At 70.1% G+C, this 25,695-nt stretch carries 16 protein-coding genes; 10 read left to right on the top strand and 6 right to left on the bottom strand.

Features of this window, described 5'->3' with window-relative positions:
* Positions 1-16: 16 nt before the first annotated feature.
* The 4 genes from WH85_RS35530 to WH85_RS35545 form a co-directional block, all read right to left on the bottom strand.
* Entirely contained in the window at positions 17-3,055 is a 3,039-nt protein-coding gene (locus WH85_RS35530; protein WP_045746496.1) for a helicase-related protein, read from the bottom strand.
* Positions 3,049-4,839 carry a phospholipase D-like domain-containing protein gene (locus tag WH85_RS35535; protein ID WP_157411427.1) on the bottom strand — a complete coding sequence of 597 codons (1,791 nt, stop codon included), beginning with the start codon at positions 4,837-4,839 and terminating at the stop codon, positions 3,049-3,051. Before WH85_RS35535 ends, WH85_RS35530 begins: the two co-directional genes overlap by 7 nt.
* Positions 4,802-5,977: a DUF6361 family protein gene (locus WH85_RS35540; protein ID WP_045746498.1), complete on the bottom strand. Its 1,176-nt coding sequence runs from the start codon at positions 5,975-5,977 to the stop codon at positions 4,802-4,804. The genes WH85_RS35535 and WH85_RS35540 overlap by 38 nt, the downstream gene beginning before the upstream one ends.
* A 696-nt stretch (positions 5,978-6,673) precedes the next feature.
* Positions 6,674-9,883 carry an ATP-binding protein gene (locus WH85_RS35545; RefSeq protein WP_045746499.1) on the bottom strand — a complete coding sequence of 1,070 codons (3,210 nt, stop codon included), beginning with the start codon at positions 9,881-9,883 and terminating at the stop codon, positions 6,674-6,676.
* A 142-nt stretch (positions 9,884-10,025) separates the two neighbouring features.
* On the opposite strand from WH85_RS35545, the gene WH85_RS35550 reads away from it, so the two are divergent.
* The gene (locus WH85_RS35550; RefSeq protein WP_045746500.1) at positions 10,026-10,712 is read left to right on the top strand and encodes a DUF998 domain-containing protein; all 687 of its coding nucleotides are present in this window, start codon (positions 10,026-10,028) and stop codon (positions 10,710-10,712) included.
* Between the two features lie 118 nt (positions 10,713-10,830).
* On the top strand, positions 10,831-11,091 hold the full coding sequence (locus tag WH85_RS35555) for a hypothetical protein (protein WP_045746501.1): 261 nt from the start codon (positions 10,831-10,833) through the stop codon (positions 11,089-11,091).
* A 235-nt stretch (positions 11,092-11,326) separates the two neighbouring features.
* Here the strand turns inward: WH85_RS35555 and WH85_RS35560 are convergent, their stop codons facing one another.
* Positions 11,327-11,803 carry an NUDIX domain-containing protein gene (locus WH85_RS35560; protein ID WP_342669816.1) on the bottom strand — a complete coding sequence of 159 codons (477 nt, stop codon included), beginning with the start codon at positions 11,801-11,803 and terminating at the stop codon, positions 11,327-11,329.
* A 747-nt stretch (positions 11,804-12,550) separates the two neighbouring features.
* Between WH85_RS35560 and WH85_RS35565 the strand changes: the two genes are divergently transcribed.
* The 4 genes from WH85_RS35565 to solA are packed head-to-tail and all read left to right on the top strand — an operon-like array spanning position 12,551 to position 19,174.
* Positions 12,551-13,879, top strand: coding sequence for a Rieske 2Fe-2S domain-containing protein (locus WH85_RS35565; RefSeq protein WP_045746502.1), 1,329 nt, complete (start codon positions 12,551-12,553; stop codon positions 13,877-13,879).
* Entirely contained in the window at positions 13,866-15,362 is a 1,497-nt protein-coding gene (locus tag WH85_RS35570) for a glutamine synthetase family protein (protein ID WP_211275545.1), read from the top strand. Before WH85_RS35565 ends, WH85_RS35570 begins: the two co-directional genes overlap by 14 nt.
* A gap of 15 nt (positions 15,363-15,377) precedes the next feature.
* Positions 15,378-16,802, top strand: coding sequence for an aldehyde dehydrogenase family protein (locus tag WH85_RS35575; RefSeq protein ID WP_045746503.1), 1,425 nt, complete (start codon positions 15,378-15,380; stop codon positions 16,800-16,802).
* Positions 16,803-16,861: 59 nt separating this feature from the next.
* A complete protein-coding gene (solA, locus tag WH85_RS35580) occupies positions 16,862-19,174 on the top strand; it encodes an N-methyl-L-tryptophan oxidase (protein WP_045746504.1) in 2,313 nt (770 codons plus the stop codon).
* Between the two features lies 1 nt (position 19,175).
* Here the strand turns inward: solA and WH85_RS35585 are convergent, their stop codons facing one another.
* Complete coding sequence (locus WH85_RS35585; RefSeq protein ID WP_045746505.1) at positions 19,176-19,862, bottom strand: GntR family transcriptional regulator; 687 nt, start codon at positions 19,860-19,862, stop codon at positions 19,176-19,178.
* 210 nt (positions 19,863-20,072) lie between these two features.
* Between WH85_RS35585 and WH85_RS35590 the strand changes: the two genes are divergently transcribed.
* The 4 genes from WH85_RS35590 (at position 20,073) to WH85_RS35605 (ending at position 25,693) form a co-directional block, all read left to right on the top strand.
* Positions 20,073-21,959 carry a primary-amine oxidase gene (locus WH85_RS35590; RefSeq protein WP_211275546.1) on the top strand — a complete coding sequence of 629 codons (1,887 nt, stop codon included), beginning with the start codon at positions 20,073-20,075 and terminating at the stop codon, positions 21,957-21,959.
* A 176-nt stretch (positions 21,960-22,135) separates the two neighbouring features.
* Complete coding sequence (locus WH85_RS35595) at positions 22,136-23,767, top strand: ABC transporter substrate-binding protein (protein ID WP_045746507.1); 1,632 nt, start codon at positions 22,136-22,138, stop codon at positions 23,765-23,767.
* Positions 23,760-24,629: an ABC transporter permease gene (locus tag WH85_RS35600; RefSeq protein ID WP_211275547.1), complete on the top strand. Its 870-nt coding sequence runs from the start codon at positions 23,760-23,762 to the stop codon at positions 24,627-24,629. The genes WH85_RS35595 and WH85_RS35600 overlap by 8 nt, the downstream gene beginning before the upstream one ends.
* Positions 24,626-25,693 carry an ABC transporter permease gene (locus WH85_RS35605; protein WP_052721031.1) on the top strand — a complete coding sequence of 356 codons (1,068 nt, stop codon included), beginning with the start codon at positions 24,626-24,628 and terminating at the stop codon, positions 25,691-25,693. Before WH85_RS35600 ends, WH85_RS35605 begins: the two co-directional genes overlap by 4 nt.
* Positions 25,694-25,695: the final 2 nt, after the last annotated feature.

Below are 25,695 nucleotides of genomic sequence, written 5' to 3' on the forward strand. Positions count from 1 at the left end.
CCGCCGGTGCCGGACGTCATCGACCGATGGACGGCGGTGGCCGCAGGTCGATCAGTTCGGTGTCGTGGTCGCGGATGGTCAGAAGTTGGAGCATGTCCTCTTGGCGGGGTTGGCCGAACGTCAGCCGGTACATCGCCAGGTCGCGCTGCAGTCGCCGGTACCTGCCCTCGTCGCGGCTCAGCGGGAGCGGCAGCAGATGTCGTTCCGTGGTGACGGGACCTGGGCAGATCCAGTACGGCGTGAAGTCACCGTCCTCAGAAGCTTTTCGGGCGGCGTCGTAAGCAGCCTTCCAAATGTCCGGATGGTCGGATCGGAGCGCGGCGGCACGGTGGCCGGCGGCGACGTTGCGCCGTACGGCGTGCCCGCCGAACCGTTGCACCCGGCCTTCGCGTTGTTCGAAATCAACCGGATTAGCAGGGGTGTTCCAGTGCACCACCGCAGAACAGTAGCTATGAAAGTCAATGCCTTCCTGCCCGGCGCTGGTGGTGGACACGACGAATGGCCAGAAGGGGCTGTTGAAGGCAGCCCGGATGGCTTTCGCACGATCGGCTCCCGCCTCATCGTCGCCGCGCCCGCCGTACCGCAGTGCAAACCTCCCGGTGATCCGGATCGGGTTCTGGTGGTCGAGCGGGTTGAACGCCACGTATGGGGCCGGGCGCAGCGTCAGCGCCTCCCACGCCTCGACCGCCAGCTTCCACAACGAGTCGTCGTCGAGAGGGTTCCCCGTCGCCGAGGAATTCAGTACGTGTAGGTATTCGTCGAGCACCGCTTGCAGGCCACCGACGGCGCAGTACCGGAGCACCGCCTGCCAGTAATGGCTGCCCAAGTCGAGCTTGTCCAGCAGGAGCATCGAGTCGACCTTGTTGAAGAGGCTGTGCAGCCCGTCGGCTACGGCAGCGGCGCAGTGCCACAAGCGTTGCGGGGTGACCCGGTCGGTGACCAGTCGGCGCAGAGCACGCCAGGCGACGTTCGCTGGTGCGTGCATACCGATCGACACGAGGTCGTCAAGCACGTCCTCTGGCCGCGCGCAGACCGGCTCATGGCCGGCCATGACAGCGTACGCGTGTTCGACGTGGCGCCGGAGTCCTTGATATGCCTCATCGGTGCCCTCAGGGTTGTGCATCACGTCCGCGGCGGCCTCGAGGGCCAGGTCAGCGGGCCTGGCACCGGGCCAGCGCAGCACGGCGCGCCACGGTTGCAACTCCCCAACGTGTCCGGTGTCGTGCAGCCCGTCCGGGAACAGGTCTCGTAGCCGATCCCGGCAGGCCGCCTCGATCTCAGCGAGCGACATCAGCCGATCCGGTTCGCCCCGGGCGAAATTCTGCGGATCACAGACCTCAGCCAGCCCTGGATGCGGCCAGAATAAGGCGAAGGTACTCATCGCCGCGGGGCGGCCGCTGCCGATCCGGCTGATCCGGTAGTCGAGCCGGGCGCGCGCCGGGTCCGGGCGCCCGTCCCGCACCCGGCTTTCGGCGTCATAGCTGAGCAGCGCCGACACGGCGGTCGGTGTTGCGTTCCAGGACGAGAACACCAGCCGTTTCGTCATGCTGCCCCGCTGGAACGGACCTTCGAGGCGGTAGTAGGGCATCGACGGAGGCATCCATAGCAGCTGCCACCAGTCATCTCCCACGGTCTGTTCGGCAAGTTTGCGCAACCGGCTGTTACCGAGTTCGATAGGCGCTTTCGCAGCGATCTTCTCAGGGTTGAGCAATCTTGCGATGTCCAGCAGTTCCCGCACCCGTTTCTCGGGCCGTTTCCGCAACGCATCCTGAAGATGCTTCCCGAGCAGGTAGCCCTCGACGAAGTTGAGGAAGTACGGCACCGACTTCCAGTAGTCGAGCGTGACCGGCGCCTTCAACGCTGCTCCGAGCTGCTTCATCGCGACGTATGACCGGATCTCCGCCGCATCCAGATCGGTGGCCGGTGTGACGTGCTCGGACAGCATCGCGTTTCGACTGCGCGCTGGGAGTTCGGTGCGGCACATGAACGGCAGCAGGAGCCGTCGTATCTCGGACCGGATAGGGCCGGTAGCGGCGCCGGTGATCATTGCGTCCCGGTAGGCGCCGAGTTGCCGGCGGACAGCCTGGTTCCACTGCTCGTCCGGGCAGAGGAAACGCAGCACCACATGCAGGTCAGCGTGATGGTCGTCGGTTTCCTCAGCGTAAGAGAACGGTTTGTACGGTGTCGCGGATAGCAGCAGCAACCGGGACTCGGGATAGTCGAACAGATGACGAGCCAGTTCTGCGGCCTCGTTGTCCTCACGCTGGTCGAGCAGGTTCCGGAACCGCTGAAACTCGTCGAGGACGATCAGGTCCGGTTCAAGCGCTGCGACTCCGGCCTGAGCCAGGGCGCGTCGCAGTTCGCCGGTCAGCTTCCGCGCTCGTTCCGGTTCGTCGGCGCGCATTTCCCGGCGGCGGCCGAGGTCGTCAACCAACGCGTCAAATCGGTCATAAAGGTCGTGGTGCATCGCGATCCGGTCGAAGCTGTCGCGGACTACGGGGTCGAAGCCAGTGTTCGCCAACTTGATCGCCATCGCCGAGCAATGCCCGTCGAAGGAGCTGCTCGCACCCTGCAGAACCAGCATCGCAGCCCTGCGCTTCCAGCCGCCCCAATGGCCGCGCTGGCCGAGCAGGCAGTGGAGCAAGGCACGCTCGTCGACCCGGCCGGTGGGTCGCCCCCGCGAATCGAGTGAGGTCCCGGGGGTGAAGGCGACGAAGTTGACCGGTTTGCCACCGGTGGCGTCCTCCGACGAATGCAGCGGTTTGAGGCCGAGAAGAGTGAGACGGCTCGGCCCCGTCCAGATCGGATGCGAACCAGCCAGACGTTCCAGGTTCTGACCGGCGATGTCCTGGTTGGAGCAGATGTAGACGATGTCGATCCGGTTGATCTTGTCGTCGTCTCGCAACCGGTCGATGAGGTCGGCGATGATGCCACCGGCTACGACGCTCTTACCCAGACCCGTCTCGTCGGCGATCAGGAATCGGCGGGTCGGATCGGGCCCGAAGTAGCGGTCCATGACATACGCGACGGTGTCACGCTGGAAGTCCTTCAGCATGCCGCGTTTCCCTGCAGGTCACGGCGGGCCTCGTCGATCAGGTGCCACAATTCCAGGAACCCCTGGGGCAGCACGCCGTGCTCCGGGTCGGCGGCCTTCTGCTCGATCAGTTTACCCAGGCCGGCGAGTTGAGCGGGCCGGGTCACCAGGGCACCGAGCAGCATCTCCAGGAGACCCACGTCGAACAGCGGCGATACACCGCCAACGGCGGGCCGGGTTCCGGCACCAGGGTCCGGGTGCCGAAGCCGAATCGGCCCAGGCCCGAGCAACAACAACATGAACTCCAGGAACTTCTCGGGGGTGTCGATCTGATCGGCGAAGACACGGTCGAACCGACCGGGTGGATCACCGATCAGGTCGGCCACCACGATCTTTTCGCGAGACGTGCCGTCGGGCGCGGTGGCGGTGATGACCAGGAATGCGGTCACGGCGGTGATGGACAGATGCTGGAAACGCACATCGACGGCCCGGCCCGGATCGATCGGCATGGCTTCGGAGGACAGGGTGTAGAGGTTGAGCATCAGGGTGAGATCGCCGACCGGTTGCGGAAGGTCACCGGCAGTTATGCTCATCTCGAAGAGGTCTCCTTTCGCACCGACCTCCGCGACGAACACCACCGCGGCAAGATCACACAGGTAGTACTCCAGGTTCCGGCCGATCTCCTCTTCTGGATCGGGCTCTACCTGGGGGCCACGCTGATACTCCTCAAGGATGGCGCGCAGACCGGCCTTGTCGTTGATCATCGAGTCGATGCCGTGCTGGTCCTTCGATGCGACCAGTTCGACAAGGAATTCGACGTTGCCGCCGTAAGCGGCACGGGTGGCGTTCGCCGAACCGACCAGGACGCGGGCACGACGCTGCTTCTCGATCACGTATGTCTTGGCGTGCAGCCCGGTCAACCGAGGAGCGCCCAGTTCCTCGTCGCGGTCCAGCATGAATTGCTCGCTGAGAACGAAGACGTCGCATCCTTCGAGGGCATCGTCAGACAACCGGTCGAGTTCCTCCTGCCGGGCGATGATGGCCAGGGAACCCTGCCCTGGGGCACAGATCTCCAGGCCGCCCTCCTCGACGAAGGGTGCCATGACCAGGTGCCGGGTTCCGTCGAAGTCAGGGCGTCCGCAACCGGGAACGCCGAGCGCGTAGAACGTATGTTCGCGGAACCCGTCCGGCAGTTCCCACTCGGCCCGGCGCGCGTCCTCAACCAGGCCGTCGATCGCCGCCCGCCGTTCCTCCGGCAGTCCTGGAACGGTGCGGCCCATGACGTGCCGAAGCAGTTTCGCGATAGGGCTGTTGGCTGCGGACGGACGGCCACCGATCGCGCCGTCCAGGATGAGGCAGACGTCCCAACTCCGGTCGCCGGTCAGGTTACGGCTCAGCACGATCAGGCGCAGAAGGCGTTCGCCGCCGCGGATGTACCGAACCAGCCATATCTTGGGATGAAACAGGTGTCCCGTGGTCGGCCTGGGCACCTGGTGGACCATCTTCTCCAGCACCAGCAGTAGCTTGGATTTGAGTGGCGGACATCGGATGTACCCGGCCTGGCAGAAAACGTCGATCCGGTTGGCGCAGTCCTGAATCGCCACCAGGATCGACATTTCGTCATCCACATCGCCCGCCCCGTGCGCGGCGAAGGCGATTGGCGCGACCAGCAGACTGCCCAGATCGAGGGTGAAGGTGGTTGCGACCGCCCGGTCCAGGCGGTATCCGGGAGGCGGGCGTAACACGTCGGTGAGCAGGGATCGCCCGTCAGGTGGTAACAGCATCGGCGGCTTCCACCCCATCATGGATGTCGATGACCATGCGGCGTACCTGCGGCCAGCGAAACAGCAACGGGCGGGTGCCGGAATCGCCGCTCCATTCGCCGAGCAGGTTGCGGTTCACCAGCCGGGACTGGGCTTTCTTGACCGTCTTCTCACGGCCAGCCACCAAATCGCGCAGTCGCGGATCGTCCGCCACGTCCCGGACCCGCCCGTCCAGAACCAAGCCGAGCCAGGTATCGGCAAAACGGCGGGCGGCGCCGGCTGCAATGCGCGGATTGACCCGGATGAGCCTGGCCCACATATCCGGCCGGTCCCAGGCACCGACCGTGGCCATCTCGTCGTTCCAGATTTTCAGAGCCTCGCGGAAATCACGCGGCGTGATGTCAGTGAAATCGGCCCGCTCGTAGGCTTCGGCGAGCAGCAGGTTATAAAGCAGGGCGGCGCCGTGCATGGCGATCGAGAACTTGCGGGCGTGCTCGAGGGCTGCGGCCGGGTCAGGCGGCGCGCTCGTCGCAGCAGAGTCATCCCATGGAGACTGGGATCGTTCGTCTGGCCGGTTGCCGGGTCTGAGAAGGTGTTCCAACAGCGTGCCACGGACGCGGATCATGATGTTCTCACGGAGCCAGGCCGCCTCGGCGGCCGTCAACTCGAGCGCGGCGAGGCTATCCGGAAATCCGTCCGGCGGTGGGGGCAGCGTGGGCGGCCAGCGACCCGGAACGCGCTCGGTCAGCTCGGTCGTCTCGGCTGGAGTCTCCGCCCCGGCATGACCGTTGTCGATCCCGTACCGGCGCAGTGCCGAACGGTAGATGGTGGACGGCAGCGTCTTGACCGCTGCGGCGGAAAGCCGGCCGATGAGCCCGCGGGTAGCGTCCGCATCGATCATGGTGGTGATCAGCCGGCGCTCGATCCGGTCCAGCTCAACCGCCTGGTCGCGGCCAGGGTGGCGGCCGGCGTACTGGATACACCACGGCACGATCAGCAGATAACGAGCCCGGGTGTGCAGAGTCGACGTCCCCGGAAAGAGCAACTCCCCGAAAGCGTCACGAAGTTGCCCGATGCCGAGCTCGTCACGAGCCTCCGACTCGGTGAACAACCTGAGCAGCTCCCGAATCCACTGCTGCTCGGCCTCTGAACCGTCCAGCCATGACAGCCGCGACGACATGACGACCCCCGTCCCGCCTCTGTCGGGCGGCTACGCCCTCTCCTCCAGTCTGACGGAACCAGCCGACGACCGGAGGAATACGACCCACCCCGTCCGTCCCGGCGACCGGCGAAACGTCGTGCCGAGCACCGCTATACGCCAGGCCGATTCCTGCTGATCAGTTCTGGTTGAAGAGTCTGGTGTTGGGAGTGGTGAACTGACGGACAGGGATGGGCGGTGATCGAACCGCTGCCGCTTGTACCGGGCCACCCAGGCCGGCCCGATACCGGCGCATCACCCTCGACCCGCTTGTGGTCGACCAGCGCGCCACGCTCGCGGAGCCCGGCGGTGATCGGCGGAATCCCGTAGTCCCGTGTCAGCCGCGTGACCGCCTGGATCCGCCCGGCCAGGACGGCGTCAGCAGCCTGGCCGGGTCACCCGCGCCGGTGCGGGTGACCCGGCAGCCTTTGTCGGTAGACGTGGCGACCAATCCGTTTTCTGTCGATTGACAACTATTTGGGACGCGCTGTATGACGCCAGCCAGCCCCGGAGGACTACCGGGCCATGCTGACCTGCGCGATGCGCACCCTGTCGGCCCCACCGGCACCCGACGGGACGATCTTCGGCCGCACGCCGCTCGACTACCTCGCCTACCTGGCCGCGGCCCGCGCCGACCCGGCGGAGCGGATCGGCGCCCGCCATGGCGGGGACGGGCGCTCACCGGTGTGTGGCGGCCCCGGCCGGGCGACTCACGGTGGAGACCGCCGTCGCCGTGTCGAAATTCCAGCCTTCGGTGTACGCGGTGACGAACGCACCGTCACCGAGCGCTGTCCGGCAGCTCCGGCTGAGGTCACGGACCTGCGGATCGGTGCGGTCGTGGGTGCCCCGGAGCCGGGCGGCGGCCCCGAGCAGCACGGCCGCCCGGTGGTGCCGTCCGTGGTGCACGGCGAGGGCCGCACCGTCGACGGCCACCGGCGCCAGGACGGGCAGTTCCCGGGTGGCCAGCGCCGCCGCGTAGGCGTCCCGCAGCGCGTTCTCCGCCCCGAGGGGGTCGCCCAGCGCCAGCCGGAGCAGCACGCGTGCGCTGCCGACTGCCGTGCGTGCCCGGTCCCCGGGTGCCATGGCGGCGCCCTCGCGGCCCGGTCCGGCGTCACCACCGGGCTCCAGGCAATCGCGGTCGGCTTCGGTCAGTAGCTGTCGGGCCCGGTCCAGTTCGCCGAGCCGGATGAGTAGCACGGCCTCGCGCGCGGCGATCAGCGTCCGCATCTCCGGCGAGGACACCAGGTCCCGGGCCGCGTCGATCATCGTGGCCGCCCGGCCGGTGTCGCCGCGCCGCAGGTGCAGGTCGATGCCGAGCAGGTCGGTGTCGAACTGGTCGCTGCGGCTCACCACCCCGAACTCGCCGGTCATCGTCCGGGACCGGTCCAGGTCGTCGAGCGCACCGTCGAGGTCGTCGTAGCGCCGGTTCCGGGCCCGCGTCGCCAGCAGCGCGGCCTGCGCCCACCGGTCGCCGGAGCGCCGGAACCGGTCCAGGGACTCCTCGACGTGACCGCGCGCCTGGTCGAGCCGGCCGCTGCTCTCGGCGATCTCGGCCAGGAACATGTGCGCCATCCCGGCCGTCCAGACGTCGTCGCCCGCGGCCAGCCGTTCGAAGGCCGTGAGTGCGCTCTGCTCGTCGTGCAGGAAGAGCAGGATCGGGCCGAGCAGCCGGTAGAGGCCGGGCCGTCCCGGGCGGCCGGTCAGCCGGACGGCCAGGTCCCGCATCTGGTCGCGGTCCCGCGCGGCGTCGGCGGCCGTGGTGCCCGCGGTGTGGTCCGCCCGGTTGAGCAGGTGGGCGGCGCGGGCGTCGTCACGGTCGGACGTCGGCACATCACCGGGTACGGCAAGGGCCGCGCCCAGCCAGTGGGCGGCGTCGGCGTGCCGGCCGGTCATCTGCCAGTACCAGGTGAGGTTCAGGGTGAGGGTGACCGCGCCGGCCGCGTCCCCGGTCGCACACCGGTGACGCAGGGCGGCGAGTGCGTTGTCGTGCTCGGCGTCGAGGGTACGCAGCGCCTCCCGCTGGCCGGGGCCGCGCAGGTGCGGGTCGAGACGGGCCGTCAGCGCGGTGAGGTACCCGGCGGCGAGGTCACGGGTCGTGCCGGTCGCGTGCGCGGCCCCGTACTCGCGAATGGTCTCCAGCATGCGGAACCGTCCGGCCTCCGGGGCGAGCTGCAGTAGTGACCGGTCGACGAGGGCGCTGAGCAGTGCGGGGATGTCGGCGGCGGGCACACCGGTCCCGGCGCAGACCGCGACGGCTGACGCCGGGGTGACGCCGCCGGGCAGCACGGCGATCCGTTCGGCGACGACGCGTTCGTGCTCGTCGAGCAGGTCCCAGCTCCAGGCGATCACCGCGTGCAGGGTGCGGTGCCGGGCCGGCGCGGTCCGGTTGCCGGCGTTGAGCAGCCGGAACCGGTCGGACAGCCCGTCGGCGAGGGCGGGCAGGGACAGGGTGCGGAGGCGGGCCGCCGCGAGTTCCAGGGCGAGCGGCAGACCGTCCAGGCCGCGGACTACCCGGACCACGTCGGACAGTGCGGTCCCGTCCAGGGTGAATCCGGGGCTCACCGCCGCGGCCCGTGCGGTGAACAAGCGGACCGCCTCCGACGTGCGGGCCTGGTCGGCGGTGTCACCGGGGCCGGGCACCGCCAGCGGGTGCAGTGGCACGAGCGCCTCCCCGTCGACGGCCAGGGGTTCCCGGCTGGTGGCGAGGATCCGCAGGCCGGGACACCGTGTCAGCAGCGCCGAGGCCAGGTGGGCGACGGCGTCGATCAGGTGCTCGCAGTTGTCGATCAGCAGCAGGATCTCCCGGCCGGCGAGCTCGCCGAGCAGGGCCTCCCGGTCGTCGCCGGGTCCGTGGCGGCGAGCGTCGAACATCCGGCCGGCCGGGCGTCCGATCCCGGCGAGCACCGCCGCCGCGACCTTCGCCGGCTCGGTGACGGCCGACAGGTCGACGAGCCGGGCGCCGCCGGCGTACCCGTGCCGGCGGCGGTGTGCCGCGGTCAGCGCAAGCCGGGTCTTGCCCACCCCGCCGGAGCCGACCACCGTGACCAGACGCCCGGCGGCGAGCAGGGCGTCGATCCGGGCCAGGTCCCCGTCCCTGCCGACGAAGCCGGTCACCGGCGCGGGCAACCCCGCAACCGGCCGGGGAACCGGATTCTCCGAAGCTGTTCCGCGCAGCAGACGGCCGTGGCGTTCCCGCAGGGCAGCATCCGGGTCGGCGCCGAGGGTGTCCGCCAGCACCGCCCGGATCCGCTGGTAGACGGCCAGGGCCTCGGCCTGCCGGCCCTGTGCGGCGAGCGCGTCCATCAGCAGCCCGGCCGCCCGCTCGTCACCGGGATGTCCGGTCAGCAGGGCCGCCAGCCGGGTGGCAGCCTGTTCGGTCCGGCCCAGCGCCACCTCGGCGTCGGCCAGGTCGGTGACGGCTTCGACGGACAGGCGGGCCAGACGAGTCGCCACGGTGGGCGCTACAGCGGCAAGGGCGGCGGGCTCGTCGCCCCACAACGCCACCGCTTCAGCGAGCGCGGCGGCCGCCGGTCCCGGCTCACCGGCCCGCAGATGCTGCCGGCCGGTGGCGGCGAGACGTTCGAACCGCAGCGCGTCCACCGCGGCCGGGTCCACCGCCAGCCGGTAGCCGCCCGGCACCTGCTCGACCACGAGGACGCGGCGCAACCGGGAGACCAGGTTCTGCAGTGCGGCAACCGGATCGGACGGCGGCTCCGGTCCCCAGATGCCGGCGATCAGAACGTCGGGGTGGACCGGATGGCCACCCGCGAGCGCCAGCCGCACGAGCAGCCCCTGTAACCGCACCCCGGCGACCGGCAGGACCACGCCACCGCGGGACACCCGGAAAGCACCGAGCAGTGTCACCCGGAGGCGATCATCGGAATCCATCTCTGGATCCTCGCGCGACCCGGCATCTGAACCCAAGCCGTGACAGCGCGCTGTCAGCGCCGTGGGAGCGACCCGGCCCAAGCTCCACCCACGCTCCACCCACCGAGAACACCGAGAACACCGAGAACACCGAGAGGATCCCATGAACGACATCCAGCACCGCCGCGGAGCGGGTACGGCACTCGTCGCCGCCGGTGGCGTCTACTTCGCCGCCGAGTTCGTCGCCGCGGCGGCGTGGTCGGATCCGGCGTACAGCTACACCCACCATTTCATCAGCAACCTCGGGGTGCACGGGCCGCTCACCGCGTTCGGCCAGTACATGTACTCGCCGCTCGCCGCCGTGATGAACGCCGGGTTCTTCCTGCTGGGAGTCGCCACCCTGATCGGCGTGAGCATGCTGCGGGGGCTGCCGGCCGGGCGGCGTACCGCGCTGGTCACCACGGCGGCGGTGCTGGCGGCCGGCATGGTGCTGGTGGCGGCGTTCCCGGGGAGCGGGGACGACGGCACGACCGACTTCCACGGGCTGGGCGCGCTCCTCGGGTTCGTGTCGTGCAACGTGCTGTCGGTGCTCCTCGGCCGATCGCACCGGTTCCTCGGGGTCTCCCCCACGCTGGGCCGGGCCCTGGTGCTGTTCGGCGTCCTCGGGCTGGCCTCGATCGGCGCTTTCGCGGGAACCCTCGCCTCCGGGGCCGGCATCCTGATCGGGCTCGCCGAACGCGGCATCATCTATCCGTTCCTCGTCGGCCTCATCCTGCTGGGCTCGACGCTGCTGAGGCCGGTCCGCCGGGACGCGGAGGCGCCGATGGCGGCACGGACACTCCGCGGCTGATACGTCCGGCGGGCTCGGTCGGCTGTTCGGGCCATCTTTGCCACAGGTGCTTGAGCGGCCGACCGGCCTACCGATTAGCGGACCCGTCAGCGACACGATGGGTAACTGGAGGACTGCAATGAGTAACAACCTGACGAAGCTGGTGGCGTCGGTGGCCTCGGGTTCCGCCCTGGCCCTGTGCACGGACGCCCCGGGCACGAGCCGCGAACTGCGCCGCCGCCGCGAGCACCACCGCAACAGCGTGACCGCCGTGGTTCCGGCCCTCAGCCGCTCGGGTGCCGGCGTGCGACCGGAGTCGGGGCGCGCCACCCACGCTACCGCCGTGACAGTCGGACCGACCCGCCCCCTGTCGGGCGTCGTGCGCCGCCGGGCACGCTGACGGTCATCCCATATCGGGTACGCACCGAAGCACCATCCCCGCACTCCCGGCATCAAGCCCCTGAACCCGTGACGCCCCGAGTCCCCACGTCGCGGCTCGTCACGGCACCGCAGCTCGTCGCGAAGGTGGACGGCGCTCCCGCAGCAGCCACGCCTCCCCGGCCGGCACACCACACCGATCCCCGATCCGGGCGCACGACTCCGAGCCGGATCCGGGCGCACGACATCGCACCGGGTCAGGACACCGGACAGCCGTCCTCCAGGTAGACCGCCGTGTTCTCGGCGCGGGCCCGGACCGCGGCGACCACCCGGCGGGCCAGCAACGCGGAGAGCCGCTCACCGGCCTCCCGCTCGGTGCACCATGCCCATCCGCGCAGTTCCGCGGGCGGCAGCCGGATCGCCGCCGCCTGCTCCGGCGTCAGCACACCCCCGTCGAAGATCAGCATCAGGCCCTCGGTGCGGTCCGGTCGCGGCGGCACCCAGTCGGTCACCAGGAGCCGGCCCGGACACACCGGCAGCCCCAGCTCCTCGTCGATCTCGCGTACCACGGCCGCACGCGGTGACTCGTCCGCCTCGACCGTGCCGCCCGGAACCTCCCAGTAGTCCTTGTACGTCGGCTCGACCAGCAGCACCCGCCCCCGGTCGTCGCAGAGCAGGATCCCGGCGCCCATCCGCTTGCGGGGCAGCGTGGCCGTGAAGTCCGGATTCGTCACCGGCCCAGGCTATCGACCGCCCGCACCGCTCAGCCCCCGCCGCGAGCCGCGAGCCACGAGCCACGAGCCGCGAAGCACCGAAGCACCGAACACGTTCCGCAGTCAGGGCACGAGGCCCGCATGGAAACCTCCGGCCCCTGGACACCCCAAATCACCACACCTGCAGCGGGTGTGGTGATTACGGGCGTCCTGGGCGCCCCAAATCACCACACCTCCAGTGGACGTGGTGACTACGGGCGTCCTGGGCGCCCCAAATCACCACACCTCCAGTGGACGTGGTGACTACGGGCGTCCTGGGCGCCCCAAATCACCACACCCGCAGTGGGCGTGGTGACGGCGGGTGCGCCGGGCGCCTGAAGTTGCCACGCGGACGCTGACTACGAAACGTGTCCAGCAGCGAGTGGCGAGCACGGCCAGACGGGTAGCAGCGCCGCGCGAGCAGGCGCCCCCGGGCAAAGGCGTCCCGCAGACAGGCGCCCGGCAGACAGGCGCCCCGCGGGAGGCGAGCGGATGGGCGGGGCCACAGAGCGGTCACATCCGAGGGCAGGATGGGACGGGTCGGATTTCGGCGGGGACTGCCGCTGACTCGTACCGCAGAAGCAAGAGTGCGGGAACCGCCTGGAGCAAGTCCGTCACAAGGTGGAAACGCGATGGCTCTTTCCTGGAGATCACTTCCCGTGGCAGGATTGGATCCAATCTTGGCGAGATCGTATGCCGCCGATGTGAAATGAGATCCCGGGAGGCTCTGTGCTCAAGCCTGAGGAGAACGAACGCGTCACCCGCAGCGGGCCGGGCACGCCGCTCGGCAAGTTGATGCGCGCCTACTGGCAGCCCGCCGCCCTGGTCTCCGAGATGGCGCCGGAACGCCAGGTCAAGCCGGTCCGGCTGCTCGGCGAGGACCTGGTGCTGTTCAGGACCGAGGACGGCGGCTGGGCCCTGGTCGGCCGGTTCTGCGCGCACCGCGGTGTCGACCTGGCGTTCGCCCGGCACGAGAACGACGGCCTGCGCTGCCTCTACCACGGCTGGCTCTACGGTGCGGACGGCCAGTGCAAGGAGCAGCCGGCCGAGCCCGCGCACAGCCGGTTCGCGCAGCGGATCCGGATCCCCGCCTACCCGTGCGTCGAGCGCAACGGCATCGTCTTCGCCTACCTCGGTGAGGGTGACCCGCCGCCGTTCCCGGCCTACGACGCGTTCACCGCACCGGCCCAGTACACCTTCGCCTTCAAGGGCATGTGGGAGTGCAACTGGCTGCAGGGCCTCGAGGGCGGCATCGACCCGAGCCACGTGAGCTTCCTGCACCGGTTCATCGACGAGGATCCCCGCGAGGTGTACGGCCAGCAGTTCAGTGAGATCGTCGAAGGCACCGACCAGAAGCTGTCGAAACTCGTCGGCGACTCCTACCGGCCGGACATCGAGGTCGAGGAGGCCGAGCACGGTCTGCGGGTCTACGCGCTGCGGCAGCTCACCGAGGACGTCAAGCATGTCCGGATCACCAACCTGGTGTTCCCGAACGCGTTCGTGGTGCCGTTCGGCAACTCCAAGGTCTTCATCCAGTGGCACGTGCCGGTCGACGACTTCACCCACTACTGGTACATGATCTTCTACGACTTCGCCGAGGAGACCGACCAGGCGACCCTGCTCGAGCAGCGTCTCAAGGAGGTGTCGCTGCCGGACTACCGGCCGTTGCGCAACCGGGAGAACAACTGGGGTTACGACCCGTCCGAGCAGAAGAACCTGACCTACACCGGCATGGGCCTGGACATCAACGTCCACGACCAGTGGGCGGTGGAGAGCATGGGCCGCATCCAGGACCGGACCACCGAGCGTCTGGGCGTCTCGGACCGGGCGGTGACCGCGAACCGGCGGATGCTGCTGCGGGCGATCGAGTCGTTCGAGGCGGGCGGGGCGATCCCGGCGCATCCGGTCGACGACGAGTCGGCCGCCGCGCTGACCGGCCCGCTGGCGGTGGACACCATCGCGCCGACCGCCGACTGGGAGGCCACCTGGCGACGCCGCGAGGCCGAGCGCCGGGCCGAGTCTCCCTGGGCAGGGGAGAAGACGCATGCCGAGCGTTGACGAGCGGGCCGTCGCCGAGGGCGGCGGCGGGTGGGACGCCCGGCCGATGCTGGCGTCCGAGCGCGGCGGGTTCATCGACCGGCACGACCTGTGGAGCCAGGCGCAGTACGCCGCGGCCGGCCAGGTTCGCCGGGTCATCGACGAGCTGGGCCTGGAGCTGATCCGGTTCTCCTTCGCCGACCAGCACGGGGTGCTGCACGGCAAGACGCTGACCCGGCTGTCCGCGCCGGCCGCGTTCCGGGACGGTCTGACCGCGCCGAGTTCGCTGCTGCTGAAGGACTCGTCCGGGCGGTCGGCGCTGCCGGTGTTCACGCCGGACGCGGAGCAGGGGTTCGCCGGGGCGGGCGACATCGTGATGGTGCCGGACCCGACCACGTTCCGGGTGCTGCCGTGGGCCGAGAAGACCGGCTGGGTGCTGTGTGAGCTGCGTTTTCCCGACGGTTCACCGGTGCCGTACTGCACCCGGTCGATGCTGCGCGGACAGCTGGCGCAGCTCGGAGATGCCGGCTACGACATGACCGTCGGCGTGGAACTCGAATTCCACGTCTTCCGCGCCACCGAGAGCGCACTGACGCCGGACCGCACGGGGGCACCCGGCGCACCCGGACGGCCGCCGGCGGTCGGGCCGCTCACCAGCGGCGCGCAGCTGCTCCACGAGGAGGGCCTGGACCGGGTCGACGACGTGGTCCAGCTCCTGCAGCGCGGGCTGAACCGTCTCGATCTGCCGCTACGGTCGATCGAGTTGGAGTTCGGCGCCAGCCAGCTGGAGATCACCCTGCAGGCGAGCGGCGCCGCCGAGGCCGCCGACCAGGTGGTGCTGACCCGCTCGGCGATCCGGCAGCTGTGCCGCCGGGCCGGCTATCACGCGACGTTCATGTCCCGTCCGGCCGGTACGGCGACCGCGTCCACCGGCTGGCACCTGCACCAGTCGCTGCGGGAGCGGGCGACCGGGCGGGCCGCGTTCGAGCCGGGCGCGGACGAGACGCTGATGTCCAGCACCGCACGGCACTGGCTGGGCGGTCTGCTGGCGCACGCCCCGGCCGCGGCGGCGTTCACCACGCCGACGGTGAACGGGTACAAGCGGTATCTGCCGTACTCGCTGGCCCCGGACCGGGTGCTGTGGGGAGCGGACAACAAGGGCGCGATGGTCCGGGTGGTCAGCGGGCGGATGGAGAACCGGTCGGGTGAGCCGGCCGCGAACCCGTACCTGTACGTCGCCTCGCAGGTGGTGAGCGGGCTGGACGGCCTCAAGCGCGGGATCGACCCGGGGCCACCGACGGAGAACCCGTACGCCTCGGACGCGGTCCGGCTCCCCCAGTCGCTGGGTGCGGCGATCGACGAGCTGGCGAAGGACACGGCGTTCGCGGACGCGTTCGGCAGCCAGGTGATCGACTGGTACTCCCGGCTGAAACGTGACGAGTTCGCCCGCTATCTGGCGCACGTCTCCGACTGGGAGCAGCGCGAATACTTCGACCTGTTCTGAAGGGATTTTTCGGATATGTCAGCCTTTCTGATCGACGGCGAATGGATCGAACCCGGCGACCGTTCGACCATCCCCGTCGAGGACCCGGCGACCGGCGACGTGATCGCCGAGATCGCCCAGTGCACGGCAGAAGATGTCGATCATGCCGTCACCGCGGCCCTGAAGGCCCACACGGACCGCCGCTGGTCCGGCCTCCCGCCGATCGAGCGCACCCGGATCCTGTCCCGGATCGCCGACCTCATCGAGGAGAACCTCGAGGAGCTGGCCGTCCTGGAGACCCGCGACAACGGCAAGCCGATCGAGCGGTCCCGCGCCGACACCGCCTTCTCCGCCAAGGACTTCCGGCACTTCGCCGGCGCCCCGGGCCGGCTGACCGGCACGGTCGTCCCGATCGACGGCGGCGCCCACCACGTCTACACGGTCCTGGAACCGGTCGGCGTCGCCGCCCTGATCCTGCCGTGGAACTTCCCGATCATGACGGCCGCCCACAAGCTGGCCCCGGCGCTCGCCGCGGGCTGCACGGTGGTGGTCAAGCCCGCCGAGCAGACCCCGATGACCATGCTGCGCCTGGCCGAGTTGTGCGAGGAGGCGGGCCTGCCGAAGGGTGTCCTCAACGTCGTCACCGGTGACGGGCGCACCGGCGCGGCCCTGGTCGAGCACCCCGGCGTGGCGAAGGTGTCGTTCACCGGGTCCACCGAGGTGGGCCGCACCGTCATGCGCAACGCCGCGGCGACCACCAAGCGCCTGACGCTGGAGCTGGGCGGCAAGAGCCCGAACATCATCTTCGAGGACGCCGATCTGGAGGCCGCGGTGGCGACCGCGATGCGGGCGTCGTTCGGGCACTCCGGGCAGATGTGTACCGCGGGTAGCCGCATCCTGGTGCAGCGTTCGATCCTCGACAAAGCCACGGAAATGCTGATAAATGCAACAAAGCGCGTTCCGGTCGGCAACGGTCTCGACGGCGGCATCTCGGTCGGCCCGCTGGTGTCCGAGGAGCAGCGCCAGATCGTCCTGTCCTACATCGATCAGGGTGTGAAGGACGGCGCCACGGTCGCGACCGGTGGCGACAAACCGGATAGGTCAGGGTATTTCGTCAGCCCCACCCTCTTCACCGGCGTCACCAACGACATGATCATCGCCCGCGAGGAGATCTTCGGCCCGGTCGCCGGTGTCATCGCGTTCGAGGACGAGGACGAGGCGATCGCCATCGCGAACGACACCTCCTTCGGCCTGGCCGCGGGCGTCTGGACCAAGGACCTCTCCCGCGCCCACCGGATGGCCGCGAAACTGCAGGCCGGCACGGTGTGGGTGAACACGTACAACATCTTCGACCCGGCCCTGAGCTTCGGCGGTGTCGGCGACTCCGGCCTGGGCCGGGACCTCGGTGACGAGGCGCTGCACTCGTACTGCGAGCGCAAGGGCGTGGTGATCGCGCTGTGACCGCTCCCCCTTCGCATGACGGGATCCAATTAGATGCCTTTGACATCCAAGCCGGCGCGATGATCCCCCTGGACACCGCCGCGCTGCGGGCCGCCACCCCCGGCACCCGGCACGCCCGGCACTTCAACGCCGCCGGCGCCGCCCTGCCCAGCGAGGCCACCCTCGGCACGGTGATCGAACACCTCCGTCTCGAGGCGCGGATCGGCGGCTACGAGGCCGCGGAGGCCGCCAAGGACCGGTTCGAGAACGTCTACACCCTGGCCGGCCGGCTGCTCGGCGCCGACCCCGCGGACATCGCACTGATGGAGAGCGCCACCGTGGCCTGGCACCGGCTGCTGGACGCGCTGCCGCTGCGGCCCGGCGACCGGATCCTGGCGTCCGCCTCCAGTTACGTCAGTTCGGCGCTGCACCTGTTCCAGCTGCGCGACACCCGGGGCATCGAGATCGAGGTGCTGCCCTGCGGACCGGACGGCGCGGTCGACCTGGAGGCCCTGGAGACCGCCCTGCTGCGGCCCGCCGCCCTGGTCACCGTGGCACACGTCCCGACCTCGTCGGCGCTGATCGAACCGGTCGCCGAGATCGGTGCGCTGACCCGCGCCGCCGGGGTGCCGCTGCTGCTGGACGCCACCCAGTCGCTGGGCCAGCTGCCGGTACACGCCGTGGCGCTGGGCTGCGACATGGTGGTCGGCACCGGCCGCAAGTTCCTGCGCGGCCCGCGCGGCACCGGCCTGCTCTACGTCTCGCCCGCCATGCGGGAGAAGCTGCGCCCGCCGCACCCGGACGTGCGCGGCGCGGTCTGGAACAGCACCGACGGGTTCGAACTGGCCGCGGGCGCCCGGCGCTTCGAGACCTGGGAGACCTCTCACGCGTTGCGGCTCGGCCTGGGCACCGCGCTGGGCGAGGCCCTCGACCTGGGCGTCGAGGCCATCCACCGGCACACCACCGGCTTGGCGGACCGGTTGCGCTCGGCGCTCTCCGACATCGCCGGGGTACGCCTGACCGACCCGCCCGCAGGTGGCGGCGCGATCGTCACGTTCGTCGTCGACGGCGAGCAGCCGGTCGCGACGGTCCGGCGGCTGCGGTCGGCCGGTGTGCACCTGACCCAGGTGCCGGCCAGCCACGGGCGCTGGGACCTGCAGCGTCGCGGCCTGGACGCGGTGGTCCGGGCGTCGGTGCACGTCTACAACGACCCCGAGGACGTGCAGACGCTGATCGACACCGTCGGCCGCAAGACCTCCGCACCGGCGTCGCCCGCCCTGCTCACCGCAGGCCCCCGGGCCGACGTGATCGTGGTCGGTGCCGGGGTGCACGGCGCGTCCGCGGCCTGGCACCTGGCCCAGTGCGGGACGAACGTGGTCCAGCTGGAACAGTTCGCCGACGGTCACGTGCAGGGGTCGTCGCACGCGCACATCCGGATGATCCGGCGGGCGTACCCGAACCCGGTCTGGGACGAGCTCGTGGATCGGGCGTACCTGGCCTGGGCGGAGTTGTCCGCGGCGGCCGGGACGCGGCTGCTGACCACGACCGGCGGGATCTACGCCCGGCCGGCCGCGGACGGCACCCCCGGTCTGCGCGGTCCCGGCGTCGAGACGGTGGACGCGGCCCGCGCCGCCGGGATCTTCCCCGGCCTGCGGCTGGGGACCGAGTTCTCCGCGGTGTACGACCCGGCGGCCGGTGTCCTGGACGCGGCGGCCACCATGCGCTCGCTGCGGGAACTCGCCCTGGCCAACGGGGTGGACCGGCGGACCGGCTGCAGGGTCGAGAGCTGGGCGGCCGACGGCGGCGGCGTCACGGTCCGGACCGCCGACGGGGTGCTGCGCGCCGACCGTCTGGTGATCGCCGCCGGGCCGTGGACCGGCTCGCTGGTCCCGGCGCTCGCCGCGCACCTGAACGTGGTCCGGATCGTCAACATTCACATCGGCGCTTCCGACCCGGCCGCGGTGTCGGCACCGCAGCTCGGGCCGTTCTCGGTCGAGGTGCCGGGGGTCGGCCTGCTCTACGGGCTGCCGGCCTTCGACGGCAGCGCCATGAAGATCGGGCTGGACCACGGTCCGGCCGACGACCCGTCGCGTCCGCAGACGCCGGTCACCGCCGCCGAGGCCGCCGAACTGATGGCGCTGGCCCGCCGATTCCTGCCCGCCGCCGACGGTGACGTGGTCGACTCGGTGTCGTGCCGGTACACGATGGCGCCGCGGAACCGCTTCGCGCTGGGAGCGCTGCCCGAGACGCCGCAGGTGCTGGTGGCGGCGGCCTGCTCGGGGCACGGTTTCAAGTTCGGCCCGGCGATCGGCGCGGCGCTGGCCGACCTGGCGCTCGGCAAGCAGCGCCCGGACCTGGATTTCCTCGCCCCCGGCCTGCTGGGCGAGGAATGAGTCAGCCGCGGAACACGGTGGCGGAACGTCGCTCGTACCACCGGGCGAGCTGCTCGCCGGCGCTGATCACGTGCGCCTGCATCTCCCGGCGCGCGGTCTCGACGTCCTCGGTGACCAGCGCGGCGAGGATCCGCTCGTGCTCGGCGAAGTTGTCGTCGCGGTGGCGCGGGTGTTCCTGCAGGACCAGGGCGGAGACGTTGCGCGGGAACGCCTCGTTGATCTCCTTGATCACCCGGGCCAGCCGCTCGTTCCCGGCGATCTCGTGGATCAGCGTGTGGAACCGGTCGTTGGCCGCGTGCGACGCCGCGTTCGGCGGGGCGTCGCCGGGGCGCAGCAGCTCGTTGGTGGCGCGCAACTCGTCCAGCCCGTCGCGGGTGATCCGCCGGGCCACCCGGACGGTGGCCAGGCCCTCGAGTTCGGCGCGAACCTCGTACGCCTCGCGGACCTCCCACGGTGCGGGCACCCGGACGACGGCGCCGCGGTGCGGGACGACCTCGATCAGGCCGCCGGTCTGCAGCTGGCGCAGTGCTTCGCGGACCGGGGTGCGGCTCACGCCGAGGGTCTTGGCGAGCTCGGCCTGCCGTAGCTGGGCGCCGATCGGGATCTCCCCGGACATGATCCGCGCACGGATGGCGGCGGCGGTCTCGTCGACGAGAGCGCTCGATGCGGTGGCGATGACGGCGTCCATGGTGGCCTCGTCTGAAGCGGCGTCGGGGGGAAGCGGAACCAGGCGTCACCTTAGCAAGACGCGTCTCGAAGTGGATGCATCGCTTGCAGATTTTGGATCCAACAACACTTTCTTCGTATCCCTAGATCACCTATGGTCATCCCCAGACGAGAGGAGCCGCTGATGAGCGCGTGCCATACCTCCAGTGACAGCGGAGCGAACGCCCGATCCGTGCGTTCGCATCCCCTCGACCCACCCACCCCCGCCGAGATCGAGCTCGCCGTCGCCGCGGTCCGCGCCGACGGCCGGGCAGGCGTTCGCCCCCGCTTCTGGGGGATCACCCTGGACGAGGCGCACGCCCGCAAGGTCGTCGCCGGGGACGCCTCCGGTGTCCGGTTCGGCCTGGTCGTGATGGCCCCGGGCGCCGGCGCCTGGGAGGTGGACGTCGCGCTCGACGACGCGGGCGCCACCGCCGTCGCCTGGCGTGACGTCGACCCGCGCCGCCCCGGCATCACCTCCGACGAGGCCCGCGCCGCCGCGCAGGCCTGCCGGGAGAGCCCGCTCTTCCAGGAGGTGATGGCCCGCCGCGGCATCCACGACGTGTCGCTGTGCATGGTCGACGCCGAGTCGATGGGCGGCTTCGAGGAGAAGTACGCCGGCCGCCGCGTCACCTGGGGCACGGTCTGGCACCGCACCGACATCGAGGACAACGGGTACGCCCGGCCGGTCCAGGGCGTCGTCCCGATCATCGACATGGCCACCATGGAGGTCCTGGACGTCGAGGACCACGGGGTCATCCCGGTCTCCGAGGAGGCCGGACCGCTCACCACCGGCGCGTTCGGCCCGGACCGCGAGGGCCTCAAACCGCTGGACGTGGTGCAGCCGGAGGGCCCGAGCTTCTCCGTCGACGGCTGGCAGGTCGACTGGCAGGGCTGGAAGTTCCGGGTCGGCTTCACCCACCGCGAGGGCCTGGTCCTCTACGACCTGGAGTTCCAGGGCCGGTCGGTGCTCAAGCGCGCCGCGTGCAACGAGATGTACGTGCCGTACCTGGACTCGAACTCCACCCAGTACCGCAAGAACTTCTTCGACTGGGGCGAGTACGGCGCCGGCCCGCTGACCAACTCCCTCGCCCTGGGGTGCGACTGCCTCGGTGTCATCTACTACTTCGACGGCACCCACCTCGGCGGCTACGGCGACCCGGTCGGCATCCAGAACGCGATCTGCATGCACGAGGAGGACGCCAGCATCCTCTGGAAGCACAACGACCTGCGCCGGGGCGTCAGCGAGGTCCGCCGCAGCCGGCGGCTGATCATCAGCAACTTCCAGACCGTGGCGAACTACGACTACGGCTTCTACTGGACGCTCTACCAGGACGGCCGCATCGAGCTGGAGGTCAAGCTCACCGGCCTGCTGTCCGCCTCCGGCATCGAGGAGGGCGCCGAGGCCCCGTACGGCCGGATCGTGTCGAAGAACGTGCAGACCCCGATCCACCAGCACTACTTCGGCATCCGGCTGGACACCGCGATCGACGGTTCGCTCAACCGCCTGGTCGAGGAGCACGCCGAGGGCGAGAAGGATCCGGCGCTCAACCCGTACGGCAACGCGGTCCGGTACGTCCGGGAGCCGCTGACCGTCGAGGGCGGGCAGCGCAACGACCCGAGCATCGCCCGGCACTGGCGGATCGAGAGCGCCGAGAAGACCAACCGGTACGGCGACCCGACCGCGTACCGGCTGGTCATCCCGAACACCACGCGCAGTTTCGGCCTGCCGGAGTCGGTGATGTCGCGCCGTGCCCCGTTCATCCACCAGCACGTGTGGGCGACGCCGTACGCCGAGGACGAGCAGTTCATCGGCGGCCAGTACCCGAACCACGCCGAGCCGGGCGAGGACGGTGTGCACGTCTGGCAGGAGCAGCAGCGCTCGATCGACGGGGTGCCGCTGGTCGTCTGGCCGGTCCTGGGGGTGCATCACCTGCCCCGCCCGGAGCAGTGGCCGGTGATGCCGGTCGAGGCGATCCACCTGGTCCTCGAACCGGACGGTTTCTTCGACCGCAACCCGGCGCTCGACATCCCGGACCCCGCCGCCGCCCGGGGCAGCGGTAGTTCCTGCTGCTCGTAAGCGTGATCGCCGGCCCGGTCACCCGGGTCGGCGTCATCACCAGTTCACATTCGGGATACACGGACGCGACGCAAGCCCTTCAGTATTGGATCCAATCCCAGCAAGATGAAATCCCAAATAGCTAAACTTTGATACCACCTCGGTTGTTCCCCCTTGAAGGCCAAGGAGTGCCCCCCATGAAGGAACTCGGCAACCACGCAGTCTCCCGCCGCCAGATGCTCCGCGGCGCCTCGATACTCGGAATGGGCGCCGGCCTCACCGGCCTGCTCGCCGCCTGCGGCGTCGCGGCGGAGGAGAAGGACGCCTCCGGCGGCGCCAAGACCGGCGGCACCCTGACCCTGGCGATCGACGGCACCAGCGCCGTCAACGACCCGGCCTTCTACACCACCCTCGGCGACTGGATGGCCGTCGACGCCATCTGCCGGGGCCTCACCTTCATCTCCTTCGAGAGCAACGAGCCGCAGGCCGACCTGGCCGAGAGCTGGACGATCTCCGACGACGGCCTCGTCTACACCTTCAAGCTGCGCCAGGGCGTGACCTTCCACGACGGCACCACCTTCACCTCCGCCGACGTGCTGGCCAGCTTCAACCGGCAGTTCAACGACGCCGACAAGACCCTGCCGAAGGGCTCGTCGCGCCCGCTGAAGAGCGTCGGCGCCAACCTGGCCGCACTGACCGCACCGGACGCGAACACCGTGGTCGTCAAGCTGATCAAGCCGGACCGCACCCTGCTCGGCCGGCTCTCCGACATCGGCGCCCGCATCATCTCCAAGGCCGCCCTGGAGAAGTACGGCGCGGACATCGGCAAGAACCTGATCGGCACCGGCCCGTTCAAGTTCTCCGCCGCCACCAGTGGCCAGAGCATCACCCTCGAGGCGTTCGACAAGTTCCGCCTCGGCAAGCCGCCGATCGACCGGCTCGTGCTCCAGCAGGTCACCGACCCGTCGACGATCGTCAGCTCGCTGCTCTCCGGCGACATCTCGGCCACCCAGTTCACCCCGTACTCGGCGCTCGAGCAGCTCAAGGGCGACGACGCGGTCACCGTGTACGACACCCCGAAGAGCTTCGACGCGTTCATGATGATGGACGTGCGCCGGATCCCCGAACTCGAGGTCCGCAAGGCGATCAACATGGCGATCGACCGGCAGGCCCTGATCGCGCAGGCCTTCTTCGGTGCGGCCGTCCTGCCCGACGGCTACACCATCCCGCCGAACCAGGACGCGCACGACCCGTCGCTGGCCGACCTCTCCGCGACCAACGTCGAGGAGGCCAAGAAGCTGATCCAGGCCGCCGGCGCGACCGGCCGGACCGTGCGCCTGATGGCCGCCAGCGACAGCTGGCACCCGAAGGCCGCGCAGATCATCGCGCAGAACCTCACCGACATCGGCCTCAAGGTCGAGACCGACTCGGTGGACCCGGCCGCCTACTTCAACCGCCTGTACGACCCGGCGGACAAGTTCCACGACCTGATGATCTGGGAGCGCAACGGCTACTACCCGGACGCCGACGACATGATCGGCTCGCTGGCGAAGCCGTCCGGCGTCTACGGCGAGTTCATGTCCGGCTTCAACACCCTGGACGGCTCCGCCGCGTACGCCGACATGCTCTTCGAGGCCAAGAACATCGAGGACGCGGCGGCCCGCAAGGCGAAGTACACCGAGATCCAGCGCGAGTGGGCCGAGAAGTACATGACCCTGGCCATGCTGGTCAACGGCTCGAACCCGGTCGTCAGCGGCAAGGGCGTGGAGGGGATGAACTGGCGGGCCCTCGGCAACCACCGCTGCTACATGGACAACGCGAGTGTCTGACACGACCACCGTCGCCCGCTCCGGCCTCCGCTCCGCGTTCGCGGGGCGGCGGCTGGGGCGCGGCCCCCTCGCCGCCACCTCCTGGCTGGTCGTGGCCCTGTTCGTGGTGATCGCCGCGGTCGGCCCGCTGTTCGTCGGCGCCGACCCGGCGCGCAACACCAACGACACGCTGCTCGGCCTCGGCGCCGCCGGTCACCTGCTCGGCACCGACGACCTGGGGCGCGACGAACTGGCCCGGATGGTCCACGGCGCCCGGCCGCTGCTGCTGGTGTCGTTCCTGTCCACCGCGCTGGCCGCGCTGCTGGGCATCAGCGTCGGCATGATCGCCGGGTACGCGGGCGGCCGCGTCGAGTGGGTCCTGATGCGCCTGATGGACCTGGCCCTGGCCTTCCCCTCGATGCTGCTGATCATCCTGATCGTCTCGGCGTGGAACCCCGGCGTGGCCAGTCTCGTCGTCGGCATCGGCATCGCGCTCGCGCCCGGCCTCGCCCGGCTCGCCCGGGCGCTGGCCACCCGCGAGGCCGGCCGGGACTACGTGATGGCCGCCAAGCTCGGCGGCACCCGCGGCCCGCGGATCCTGGTGCAGGAGATGCTGCCCAACATGGCCGGGCCGATGCTCGCCCAGGTGGTGATGACCCTCTCGGTCGCCGCCGGGTTCGCCGCCGGCCTCTCCTACCTCGGGCTGGGCATCCAGCCCCCGACACCGGACTGGGGTTACATGGTGCAGGCCGGTCAGGAGTTCCTCTACACGGCACCACGGCTGGTCGTGATGCCCGCCGCCGCCACCCTGCTGTTCGTGGTGGCCTGCAACTTCGTCGGCGACGACCTGCGCGACGCCCTGGATCCCCGGGGGTCGCGATGACCACGATGACCATCACCGTCCCGCCGCGGCTGCGCACCCCGTGGCTGATCGTCAAACGGCTGCTCGCCGTGCCGTTGGTGATGCTCGCCCTGGCCACCCTGGTCTTCATCGCCATGCGGTTGCTGCCCGGCTCCCCCGCCACCAGCCTGGCCGCCGGTGGCAGCAGCGGGAACATGACCGCCGCCGAGATCACCGCGAACGCCGCGAAGATCAACGAGGCGCTCGGTCTGGACAAGCCGCTGTACGAGCAGTACTTCACGTTCCTCGGCGACCTGCTCACCATGGACCTGGGCCACTCGTTCTACGGCAACAACAGCATCACCAAACTGCTCGGCGACTCGCTGCCGGCCACCATCGAGCTGACCGTGGCGTCGATGCTGATCGCGGTGCTGATCGGCATGGTCACCGGCGTGCTGGCCGCGCTGCGCCGGGGCACCTGGATCGACACCGCCACCCGCGCGATCGGCACGGTCAGCTTCTCGCTGCCCTGGTTCGCCCTCGGCGTCCTGTCGATCGTCGTCTTCGGCGTCTGGCTGCGCTGGCTACCGGTCATCGGCCGGCTGCCCAACGCGCTGGACTACCAGCCGTTCACCAACTTCGTCCTGCTCGACGCGATCCTGCAGGACCGTCCCGAGCTGATCCTGCCCTGGCTGGAACACCTGCTCCTGCCGGCCACCACGCTCGCCCTGTCGATGGCCGGGTTCATCACCCGCATCGTGCGGGCCTCGGTCCTCGAGGTGCTCGGCGACGACTTCGTGCGGACCGCCCGGATGAAGGGCCTGTCCAACGGCACGATCCTGCGCCGGCACGTGCTGCGCAACTCGGCGCTGCCCATCGTCACCGTGCTCGGCCTGCAGTTCGGCTCGCTGCTCGGCGGCTCGGTGATCACCGAGACGGTGTTCTCGTACCCCGGCGTCGGCAACATGCTCGTCAACGGGATCCTGCAGCGCGACTACCCCATCGTGCAGGGCGCGGCACTGTCCATCGCCCTGCTGTTCACCCTGGTCAACGTGGTCGTCGACCTGTTGTACCTGGCTCTCGACCCGCGGCTCCGGAAGGCCTGATC

The organism is Actinoplanes rectilineatus (assembly GCF_000962825.1).
In the GTDB taxonomy this organism is placed as follows: domain Bacteria; phylum Actinomycetota; class Actinomycetes; order Mycobacteriales; family Micromonosporaceae; genus Actinoplanes; species Actinoplanes rectilineatus.

What these genes read in the sequence shown, in the direction of transcription:
- WH85_RS35530 (WP_045746496.1), bottom strand. Translation starts at nt 3,055, where the DNA reads ATGCTGAAGGACTTCCAGCGTGACACCGTCGCGTATGTCATGGACCGC.
- WH85_RS35535 (WP_157411427.1), bottom strand. Translation starts at nt 4,839, where the DNA reads ATGATGGGGTGGAAGCCGCCGATGCTGTTACCACCTGACGGGCGATCC.
- WH85_RS35540 (WP_045746498.1), bottom strand. Translation starts at nt 5,977, where the DNA reads ATGTCGTCGCGGCTGTCATGGCTGGACGGTTCAGAGGCCGAGCAGCAG.
- WH85_RS35545 (WP_045746499.1), bottom strand. Translation starts at nt 9,883, where the DNA reads ATGGATTCCGATGATCGCCTCCGGGTGACACTGCTCGGTGCTTTCCGG.
- WH85_RS35550 (WP_045746500.1), top strand. Translation starts at nt 10,026, where the DNA reads ATGAACGACATCCAGCACCGCCGCGGAGCGGGTACGGCACTCGTCGCC.
- WH85_RS35555 (WP_045746501.1), top strand. Translation starts at nt 10,831, where the DNA reads ATGAGTAACAACCTGACGAAGCTGGTGGCGTCGGTGGCCTCGGGTTCC.
- WH85_RS35570 (WP_211275545.1), top strand. Translation starts at nt 13,866, where the DNA reads ATGCCGAGCGTTGACGAGCGGGCCGTCGCCGAGGGCGGCGGCGGGTGG.
- WH85_RS35575 (WP_045746503.1), top strand. Translation starts at nt 15,378, where the DNA reads ATGTCAGCCTTTCTGATCGACGGCGAATGGATCGAACCCGGCGACCGT.
- solA (WP_045746504.1), top strand. Translation starts at nt 16,862, where the DNA reads ATGATCCCCCTGGACACCGCCGCGCTGCGGGCCGCCACCCCCGGCACC.
- WH85_RS35585 (WP_045746505.1), bottom strand. Translation starts at nt 19,862, where the DNA reads ATGGACGCCGTCATCGCCACCGCATCGAGCGCTCTCGTCGACGAGACC.
- WH85_RS35595 (WP_045746507.1), top strand. Translation starts at nt 22,136, where the DNA reads ATGAAGGAACTCGGCAACCACGCAGTCTCCCGCCGCCAGATGCTCCGC.
- WH85_RS35605 (WP_052721031.1), top strand. Translation starts at nt 24,626, where the DNA reads ATGACCACGATGACCATCACCGTCCCGCCGCGGCTGCGCACCCCGTGG.